Source organism: Blastocatellia bacterium, from assembly GCA_025054955.1.
Taxonomy (GTDB): Bacteria; Acidobacteriota; Blastocatellia; order HR10; family J050; genus JANWZE01.
Map to the genome: position 1 here is coordinate 1 of JANWZE010000052.1, position 9,789 is coordinate 9,789.

7 protein-coding genes and 1 pseudogene are annotated in these 9,789 nt (G+C 56.0%); 1 reads left to right on the plus strand and 7 read right to left on the minus strand.

What is annotated here, in order from left to right; genetic code table 11:
• From NZ823_07025 to NZ823_07055, 7 genes and pseudogenes are all read right to left on the minus strand, one after another.
• Positions 1-1,008: putative sulfate/molybdate transporter (locus tag NZ823_07025; GenBank protein ID MCS6804882.1), on the minus strand; the 1,008-nt coding region annotated here is incomplete at its 3' end.
• Positions 1,009-1,128: 120 nt separating this feature from the next.
• A pseudogene (locus NZ823_07030) lies at positions 1,129-2,431 on the minus strand (DUF3387 domain-containing protein).
• 34 nt (positions 2,432-2,465) lie between these two features.
• Positions 2,466-3,203 carry a transposase gene (locus NZ823_07035; protein ID MCS6804883.1) on the minus strand — a complete coding sequence of 246 codons (738 nt, stop codon included), beginning with the start codon at positions 3,201-3,203 and terminating at the stop codon, positions 2,466-2,468.
• Entirely contained in the window at positions 3,200-4,498 is a 1,299-nt protein-coding gene (locus tag NZ823_07040; GenBank protein MCS6804884.1) for a restriction endonuclease subunit S, read from the minus strand. Before NZ823_07040 ends, NZ823_07035 begins: the two co-directional genes overlap by 4 nt.
• On the minus strand, positions 4,488-5,621 hold the full coding sequence (locus NZ823_07045) for a PDDEXK nuclease domain-containing protein (protein MCS6804885.1): 1,134 nt from the start codon (positions 5,619-5,621) through the stop codon (positions 4,488-4,490). Before NZ823_07045 ends, NZ823_07040 begins: the two co-directional genes overlap by 11 nt.
• Before the next feature lies 1 nt (position 5,622).
• Complete coding sequence (locus tag NZ823_07050; protein MCS6804886.1) at positions 5,623-6,798, minus strand: Fic family protein; 1,176 nt, start codon at positions 6,796-6,798, stop codon at positions 5,623-5,625.
• An 86-nt stretch (positions 6,799-6,884) separates the two neighbouring features.
• Positions 6,885-8,471: a type I restriction-modification system subunit M gene (locus NZ823_07055; GenBank protein MCS6804887.1), complete on the minus strand. Its 1,587-nt coding sequence runs from the start codon at positions 8,469-8,471 to the stop codon at positions 6,885-6,887.
• A gap of 1,066 nt (positions 8,472-9,537) precedes the next feature.
• Here NZ823_07055 and NZ823_07060 point away from each other — a divergent pair.
• A partial coding sequence (locus NZ823_07060; protein MCS6804888.1) for a hypothetical protein occupies positions 9,538-9,789 on the plus strand: 252 nt, incomplete at its 3' end.

A 9,789-nucleotide genomic window follows, 5' to 3' on the forward strand; every position in this document is an offset into this window, starting at 1 on the left:
CGCCAGACCTTCAAAAAACAGAATGACGCCCAAGATGGGCAATGGAAAAACGCCTACCACAACGTCAAATCCCCGACCGAAGAAGAGTCCGAGGAAGACGTAGAGCGCGCCTTCAATGATGACTGAACCGCCGGTGCGTGCTCCGAAGGCATAATGGCCGGCCATTCCGCCAGACCCGTGACACGTGGGAATCCCGCCAAAGAAAGGATTGATCAAGTTCATCGCAGCGTAGGTCAAACTAATCTGCCGTATCGTCAAGTGGCGCTGGAATAGGTCTTCGGCAACTTGTCGCGTGGCGAGGATGGAGTTGCCCAATGAGAGAGGAATCTGCGGCAACGCGAGAAGCACAAAGCCGTTGAGTATATCTGGCCACTGTGGAACGTGAACTTTCGGCAAATTGAAACCAACACTTTGAAGCAATGATGAGGTCTGAAGTTTGAAGGCCAAGGCGTAGATGAAACCAATCCCCACAAGAAAAAGGGCAGCCGGGTACTTTCTGTTTCCCAGAAGGATAATTGCGATCACAAAGGCCACAGCCGTCAGCCAGTAACCTGAAGTGCCATCGGATTGCACGTATTCTTTGAGCGCCAAGATAGCGAGTTGGAGCCCAAGTCCAAATTGAATCCCGCGAACGACGTTCTTTGGGACAACACGTGCGAGCCAATCAATGAGGCCTGAGACCGACAGGAACAACATGACGGCACCGATGGCGAGTCCAGCGCCGTAGAGGACAGGGCCGCCGACTTTTTGAGCAATCACAATCGCGGCCATAGCCTTGAGCGGCTGTACCGGCATCGGGATTCGATAGCGGAGCCCCGTCAGGATTTGCATGAGCCCGAACATGGTTAAGACGCTTGTACTATCGAGATTGGCAGCCAAAGCGACGCCAACTACAAGCGGCAGGTCTGTACCGATGTCTCCAAAAGCACCTGCCAGCTCGTTGCGGTCGAATCGAATGGAGGGTACTACTGTCTTGGTGATGGGTTGAGTGGTTTCGATGCTCTCCATGTTCTGATATTGATTCTCCTTGTCTCAATCTCGCTGGTGGATTTCTCCGAGGCGCCTACCGCTCAGCGTCAGTGATGGTGCCGAGCACCGTTCGCTTCATGCTGTTGTTAGACGCCCCTCTCACGCCATTGCCCATCCTGCTGAAAGAATCTCTGCCTGCTCCAGGACGGTCTGCATCGCCTTCTCCTGCTTGTCGGGCGGGTAGCCATGTTTGCGCAGGATGCGCTTGACGAGCACGCGCAGTTGAGCGCGGACGTTTTCGCGCAGCGTCCAGTCAATGGTGACGTTCTTCCGCACCGTCTCGACCAGTTCACGGGCGATGCTGCGCAAGGTTTCGTCGCCCAGCACTTTCACCGCGCTGTCGTTTGTCTCCAGAGCGTCGTAGAAGGCGAGTTCCTCTTCGGTGAGCCCGAGTTTTTCGCCGCAGGCGTTTGCCTCCCGCATCTCCTTTGCCAGCGCGATCAGTTCCTCGATGACCTGCGCCGCCTCGATGGCGCGGTTCTGATACCTCCGGATCGTCTGCTCCAGCCGCTCAGAGAAGGAACGAGCCTGCACGACGTTCTTGCGACGTCGGGTGTTGATTTCCCCCTTGAGCAGCTTCTGAAGCAACTCGATAGCGAGATTCTTCTGCGGCATGCCTTGCACTTCCGTCAGGAACTCATCTGAAAGAATGGAGATGTCGGGCTTCTTCAGCCCGGCTGCGGCGAAGATGTCCAGCACGCCCTCGGAGACCACAGCCCGTGAGATAATCTGCCGGATTGCGTGGTCCAGCTCGGCTTCCGGGCGAGCCTCTCCCGGCGTGCGTTTGGCCAGAACGGCTTGAACGGACTGGAAGAAGGCCACGTCGTCGCGGATGCGCAGCGCCTCCTCATGCGGCACGGCAAGCGCGAACGCCTGCGACAGTTCTCGCACAGCGCGGAGGTAGCGGTCTTTGCCGTTCTCCTGCGCCAGGATGTGTTCCTGCGCGGCGGGCAGCAGGGCAAGCCGCTCCTGTGGCGTACCAGACGCCCATCGTGACCAGTCAAAGCCATGGAAAAGATCGCAGCAGATCTCGTACTTCTCGAGCATCACCTTGACCGCTTCGTCCTGATTGAGTGCTGTTTGACCGGTGCCGCCGCTTTCGGTGTATGTAGCGAGCGCGGCCTTGAGTTCGTGTGCCAGTCCTAAGTAGTCCACAACCAGGCCGCCGGGTTTGTCGCGAAATACACGGTTGACACGGGCTATGGCCTGCATCAGTCCATGCGCACGCATCGGCAGCGACGAGCCGCAAGTGTTTTTCTGTGCCGACGATTGCCTCAAGCTGCGCCCACTTGGTCTTGCAACGTTCTTTCCGCTCGACTTCTTCCCCCTCGGTGACTTCTTCAAATTCTTCGTCCACGCTCGGCTTGAGTTCCTCCGGCAAATCGAGTTTTGCCAGGCGAGAGTGGCTTGTTCAACAACAGATTCGGTCAGATGCGTCATGCGTTCTCGGCCTCGTAGGTGGTAGCGTTTGGATTTGCGCGATCAAACATCCACCGCAGCGGATTGTCGCGGATGTATTGGCGGATGCGGTACAGCGAATCGTTGTCACGAATGATGTGTTCGTAGTAGTTCCGTTGCCAGACGGGCGCGCCAGGGGTGCGGCGCACGGCGTTAATGCGTTGCGTTACAGCAGATTTGAATGAACGAATGATGGTGGGAACGGTGCCGGCAACCGGTTTGCCGAATTGTTCGGTCCGTGGTGTGGTGGTGTTTGGGGACGTGGGAATATTTCGTGGCGGCACGGCATCGTGTGGCGGCATCGCGTTTGACGATGGTATCGGATTTTGTGGCGGCATCGGGGGTGGTGGTACGGGCATCGCATGGTGCAGGGGCACGGCATGCCGTGCCCCTGCATGCCGTGCCCCTACATGCCGTGCCCCTACGTTAGTATCGGTGATGACCAGGATGCCGTGAATATGGTTGGGCATCACCACAAATGCATCCAATTCCACATGCGGAAAATGACAGGGTATTTCCTGCCAACATTGTTGAACCATCTGCCCCATTGCATTCAACCGCATTTTTCCATCCACCACATCGCCAAACAAACAGGCCCGGTCGTGCGTGCAGATGGTGATGAAATACGCCCCTGGCTGCGCATAATCGTATCCCTTCAGGCGGATGCTGCGGCGGTTGAGGCGCGGCCTGCCGTGCCCGTACAGATCGTGTTTCATAGCCCCCTCTCCTTCAAAAACCCCTCCGCATCCTTCACCCGAATTTCGCCACGAATCAGTTTCGGCAGCAGCGCATCGCGCAGGGCGGCGAGGGTGCGGGATTCACTGTTCATCTTATCAATTCGTGACCAAAAGACTGCTTGATACTTATGAAATTCGGCGACAATAGCTTTAAACGGAATAAGCACAGTTTGATTCATCAAATCCGTTTGAGTTAGTAGCGGTTGTGTTGAGCCGCGATTGAGCGCTTCATAATCAAATCTCTTCATGCAGAAGTATAGATACTCGAAAAGGTTTTCATCAGCAGGCAGCACTACGAGAGTATTGTCAGATGGCCAGCATGGCTCGGATATTCGAAATACAGAACCTAAAGTGCCCACGCGGCCCGTTAGGATAATTGGGTTGCAGAACAGAGGGGCACAAACGTACCCCATTGCACCATTTCCGCCCCAGAGTGATACGCTCACCCCCTCCGTTGGTGTGGATGAAACCAGGGTGCTCGGCCGCTTTCCGCTCTTTACTGCTGCTAAATCCGCAAGCCTCCCCACCTCCCACCCCTCCGGTATCTCGCCGAGTTCGGAGGGGACGAGGCGGGCGGGGAAAAGGTCGTAGAGCTCGGCGGGGAGGCCGGGCAATGTCTGGCCGCGTTTCCAGCGACCTTCCATTTTGGCGCGCACCGGCTCAAAGTCCACGAACCAGGCCTTAAACAGCGCCCGTGCCATCTGCTCCAGTGTCTGGCTCATGCGGCGGTTCAGCTCGATCTTGTCGTCCAGCGTGCCGAGGATGTGGGCAATGGCGCGTTGCTCGGGGAGAGGAGGGAGCCGCAAGTGAAATCGTTTAATTCGTTCCGGCGAGGTGTGTTTAACGGTCGTTCCCGTTGCGCTCGCAAGTATTTCGTGCCGGTATTTCGCGCTACACAGGACGTAGTAAAGGTAGCGTAGTTCCAGTGTGTTTTTATCTTTCGCAACGACCTTTCCAAGTCGTTGGTTGTGAAGATAGCGGCGACCTTCGCTGTCCGACGGAACGAAAGCAGGGTAACCCAGGGTATCAGTGTTCTTACTAAGATCCGTCATCGTTACAATTAAATCACCTTCGTGTAGCACAAAATCATCGGGCACTGGACCATCGTAGTATTTAACTTTGTCAGCCTTAAATCCACCGCCGATAGCAAAGTTTCCCGGCGTCAGGAGAATGTCTCCTCTCGGCTCATCGCAGAAAAATTCACCCTTGAAGGCAAATCCATGCTTAATCTCAATCAGGTCATCAAGGGTAGTCTCTCGCCACTCATCCGCCATAGCCGAGCTCCTGGTTTTCTTTCTGCACGTGTCGCAATTCCGCTTCCAGCTCTTCCACTGTCGGCAGGCTGCCTTTGAGTTCAGCGGGGAGGGTTTGGACAAGCCGTGTTTCCCACTGAGCCACGCCGATCGGTTTCTGCACATCTCGAAGGGCATACTCCACGATGAGCCGGTCTTTGCTTTTGCACAAAAGAAGTCCGATCGTGGGCTTGTCGTCGGGATGGCGCATAAGGTCGTCCACAGCCGAAAGGTAGAGGTTCATCTGCCCGACATAGGCGGGGTCAAAAGGTCCGGCTTTCAGTTCAACGACGACAAAACAGTGCAACTTGAGATGGTACAAGAGCAAGTCCACGTAAAAATCGCGGTCGCCGACCTCGAGCAAGACCTGCCGCCCGACGAAGGCGAAGCCTGCGCCCAATTCCAGAAGGAATCGCTGGATGTGGTCTATGAGGGCTTGTTCCAGCTCGCGCTCGCGTCGGGTGTCCGCCGTGCCGAGAAAGTCAAAGAGGTACGGGTCCTTGAATACCTCTGCTGCCATGTCGGAATCAGCCAGTGGCAGGGTCGCCGGAAAGTTCGTGATGGCTTTGCCTTGCCGCTGGTAGAGCTGGCGTTCGATCTGGAGGACCAGCACATTGCGGCTCCAGCCTTCCTCGCGTGCCTTGCGGGCGTACCAGAGACGGGCGTCGGGGTCATCCAGCTTATCCAGCAAAGCGATATTGTGGTACCAGGTAATTTGTGCAAGCACCTCTTGCACAATTTCCCGGTCGGTCCAGGCGGCGGCAAAGGCGCGCATGTACTTGAGGTTGCGCGGGGAGAGCCCTTGCATATCGGGGAACTCCCGTCGCAAATCGGCCGACAGCCGGTCAATGACTTTCGCGCCCCAGCCTTCCTGCTGTTGCCGCTCCAGAATCGTCCGCCCGATGTCCCAGTAGAGCAGCACCATGGCGGCATTAGCCGACATGACCACGCGCAGGCGTTCTTGGCGGATTCGCTCCTTGAGCTGAAAGAGGAGGTTTGCGTAATCGGCGGGCAAATCGGTTGCACTTGCCGAAGCCGGAATGCGGGCATGCGCGCGCTGCGCCAGCGATGATGAGCTTTTTGGCTTTTTGGGCTTACCTGCCATATTACACCTGATCTGATGCTACTTCCATGCCTTCGTTCAGGATGCCGAGGTAATCGTGATAAGCGAAAACCCGATTTCGCCGCCGACCGGTGATCTCTCGCACCAGCCCAAGCCGCTGGAGTGCATCCATTGCTTTGGCTGCTGCAGGGAACGAAAGTCCCGTGCGCTCGCAAACCTGATTAAGATTGACCAACGGACGCTGGCACATCACCCGAAAGACCCGAAGCGCAGTCGAGGCAGCACGACCGGCAGTCTGAATCCGTTGCTCATCTTGCTGGAAAAGCGCAAGGAGTCGCTTTGCGGTTTCGACTGCGTTGGTCGCCGTTTGCTCGACGCCTTCGAGAAAGAAATCGAGCCATGCTTCCCAATCACCCCCGGTCCGCACCTGGTCCAGCAACCGGTAATACTCGCTGCGATGTTGCTTGAAATACAAACTCAAGTAGAGAAGCGGCAGAGACAGCAGCCGTTCATGATGCAGGATGAACGCAATCAGAAGCCGCCCGATGCGTCCGTTGCCGTCTAAAAAAGGATGAATGGTCTCGAACTGGACATGAGCAGGAGCTGCTTTGATGAGCGCGGGATAGGGATTGTCCTCGCCGTGGATGAAGCGTTCGAGATCGGCCATGCAGTCTTGGACGTATTCAGGCGGTGGAGGAACAAACTGCGCATTGCCGGGACGGGTGCCACCTATCCAGTTTTGCGTCCGTCGAAACTCACCCGGTGATTTTTCACCTCCCCGTCCACTGGAGAGCAGAATGCCATGCATCTCTCGAATCAGACGGTTTGAGAGGGGAAACCCTTCCTGCAACCGTTTGAGGCCATGGTCAAGCGCTGCAACATAATTGGAGACCTCCACAACATCGTCCAAAGGAACCCCTGGCGCTTCTTCCAGCTCGAACAACAGCAGTTGAGCCAGAGAGGATTGCGTTCCCTCTATTTGCGATGAAAGGACCGCTTCGCGGCGAACATAGGAGTAGAGAAAGAGGTCGGGATCGGGTAGAAGCAACGTCACACTATCCAGCCGACCCAATGCCAGCGTTGCCCGTTCCAGCAATTGCTGTCTCTGAGGCGTCAGCTCTAACGGCGGATTCGGCGGGAGCGGATCAGGAATGAATGCCTGAACTCGCTCGCCAGTAGTTGCAGTGACTTCATAGCGTCCTGTGGATCCTCGGTGCATGCTTGGGTCCTTATTCTCGTTTCGCTAAATAAGCACAGATGCTATTAAACGAAAGCAGCCTTTTGCAAAATAGCTATTTTCGGGTTTCACGATTTTCCATGCCCTAGCTCCTCTAAGTTCTTCCAGATTGCCTCATCGAGTCGTCGGGCTTCAGCCATTTGCTCGCGCAGCTCGGCAACGAGGCGCTGCATCTTCTCCGCGAAAGGTTCATCATCGTCTTCCTTTATTTCCGCGCCGACGTAGCGGCCGGGGGTGAGCACGTGGCCGTGCTTTCGGATCTCCTCGAGCGTCGTGCTCTTGCAGAAGCCGGGGACGTCCTTGTATTCGCCTGCATCTTTCTCTCCGCGCCAGGCGTGGTAGGTCGTGGCGATTTTCTCAATCTCTTCGTCGGTCAGCTCACGATGGGTGCGATCAACCATGCGTCCCATTTTGCGCGCATCAATAAAGAGCACTTGGCCACGACGGTCGCGGAAGCGGCCGTTCTTTTTATCGCGAGCCAAAAACCACAGGCAGGCGGGAATCTGGGTCGAATAGAACAGTTGCCCTGGCAGGGCAATCATGCAATCCACGAGGTCGGCTTCGACGATGTTTTTGCGGATTTCGCCTTCGCCCGATTGATTGGAGGACATGGAGCCGTTGGCAAGCACAAAGCCCGCAACACCGGTTGGCGAAAGATGGTGAATAATGTGCTGCACCCAGGCAAAGTTGGCGTTACCCAAGGGAGGAACGCCGTACTTCCAACGCTTGTCTTCGCGCAGGCGCTCGCCACCCCAATCGGAGACGTTGAACGGAGGATTCGCAAGAATGAAGTCTGCCTTGAGATCAGGGAACCTGTCGTTGTGAAACGTGTCGCCGTGGGCAATCTGCCCCTCGATGCCACGGATGGCAAGGTTCATCTTGGCGAGCCGCCATGTTGTGTAGTTTGACTCCTGCCCGTAGATGGAAATATCGGCCTTCGCCTTACCGCCGTTGCCGTTTCCGCTGGCGTGTGCTCGGATGAATTCGACCGATTGCACAAACATGCCGCCCGAACCACAACAGGGGTCATAGACGCGACCGTGGTAGGGTTCGAGCATCTCCACCAGGAGCTTGACGACGCACCGCGGCGTGTAGAACTCACCGCCTTTGCGGCCCTCGGCACTTGCAAATTGCGACAGGAAATACTCATAGACACGCCCGAGCACGTCTTTGGCACGGGCTTCTTCATCACCCACCTTGATATTGGTGATGAGGTCTATGAGCTGTCCAAGTCGCTGCTTATCGAGCGCAGGGCGGGCGTATTCTTTGGGCAGCACGCCCTTGAGCGAAGGGTTATCGCGCTCGATGCCGGCCATCGCATCGTCAACGAGCTGGCCGATGGTGGGCTGGCGAGCCTGAGATTTGAGGTAGGACCACCGCGCTTCGGGCGGGACCCAGAAGATGTTGACGGCGCGGTATTCGTCCGGGTCTTCGGGATCAGCGCCCTCGGCGCGTTCGGCTTCGAGTTTGCGTTGCAGCTCCTCGAAAGCGTCCGAGATGTACTTGAGGAAGACGAGGCCGAGGACGACGTGCTTGTACTCGGCGGCGTCCATGCTACCGCGCAGCGCGTCGGCCATGCGCCACAGCTCGGCTTCGTAGCCGACAGTAGCACCGGACGTCTTCCCTGCCTGCGTGTTATTCTTTCGCTTTGCCAAGAACCACCTCACGAATTCAGCATAGGTATGCCGTATAACACCCCTTGTTTTGTTAACTACAAAATGGCGAAGGGATAGCTGCCTTTCCCGTCGCGACTCAAAATGTATAGATCATGGTTGCTTTCACACTTCTAAACCTCCATAACTCTTGCACAGGTGAATGCTATATCCGCTGGCAAGAAGGTGTTCGCAAAGGAATAAGGGAAAATGTGGGACGTGACCGCTTGGTTAGACCCTTGACCACTTCAACTATTGCTTTCTGTAGCGTGGCCCCAGGAACGCGATGCTGCCCCTGCTGCACGGGATTATGGAAAAAAGCGAATTGTTTGATCCAGGCGAAGTAAGCTGCTCTGATTCGGCCGCTACAATGCCACCCTTGCAGCGCCGGGCGGACCCGATCCAACGGCTTGGCCTTGGGTGAACTCATGAACAGAGTGAGGCCTCCTAATATGCCGCGAGCAAAACCCCGTGAGCATCCCTTGTCCTTGCGCAACCAACCGAATGAACCCCAGATTTTCATGGACACACTCTCTCACCATGCCGACCCAGCTTTTTACTTTAGGGCGGGCATATCCTATTTAGACGTTTTCCCGGAAGTCAAGCAGAAACGCACCTGAGCGAAACCATCCGGCAAGGCGCTTTCCGTAATCAAGCCGCTTTCCGTGATCGGTAATCTGCATTGCCTAATTTGCAATCCGCTTTCCGTAATCTCCCCTCAGCATTCTGTGGTTTGCAATCCACATTCTTTGAGCTGCACTTGGCCTCCAAATTCAGCAGTCGTTATGGTCGCTGCTTGTTTCATCCACTGCTTGGCTCCGGCAATCCGGTGACTGAGTCCCCCCTTGGTGCTTTACCCTACCTCTGCTTCGAGGATGACGTTTCTCTTCTTCCACTCGTGAACTCCATCTTTGGAAATTTACAGGCCACGACCAGCAATCCCCCAAAATCATGTGAGCCGTTCTGCCACGAATTCTTGCGTGTATAGATGGGAGCAGAAAAAATCATGCTCCATGATCTGAAGAGCCCGGTGATGAACAGCAAACTTAGGTAGGGAGGAAAGACCGTTATGGCCAGTCGAAAGACCTTCAATTCATTCACCAGCTCACGCGCGGCGCGACGCCGCGTGTGGGGCTTCGTTTTCGTTCTCGTGGTGACAGCGCTATTGAGCTTCAATGCAAGCTCTGCTCAACAACCACCGGAAATTGACAACGCGTTGCCCTGTGGTCGGGTGGGAGAAGTCGGCGATGTCGCCCCTGGGAACGCCCTGTTCAGAATCAATGTCAATCTCAACAACTTCCCCGACGCCGTCTGCAATGAC

Excerpts from the sequence above, each read along its gene's own strand:
- NZ823_07035 (MCS6804883.1), bottom strand. The coding sequence starts at position 3,203 with ATGAAACACGATCTGTACGGGCACGGCAGGCCGCGCCTCAACCGCCGC.
- NZ823_07040 (MCS6804884.1), bottom strand. The coding sequence starts at position 4,498 with ATGGCGGATGAGTGGCGAGAGACTACCCTTGATGACCTGATTGAGATT.
- NZ823_07050 (MCS6804886.1), bottom strand. The coding sequence starts at position 6,798 with ATGCACCGAGGATCCACAGGACGCTATGAAGTCACTGCAACTACTGGC.
- NZ823_07045 (MCS6804885.1), bottom strand. The coding sequence starts at position 5,621 with ATGGCAGGTAAGCCCAAAAAGCCAAAAAGCTCATCATCGCTGGCGCAG.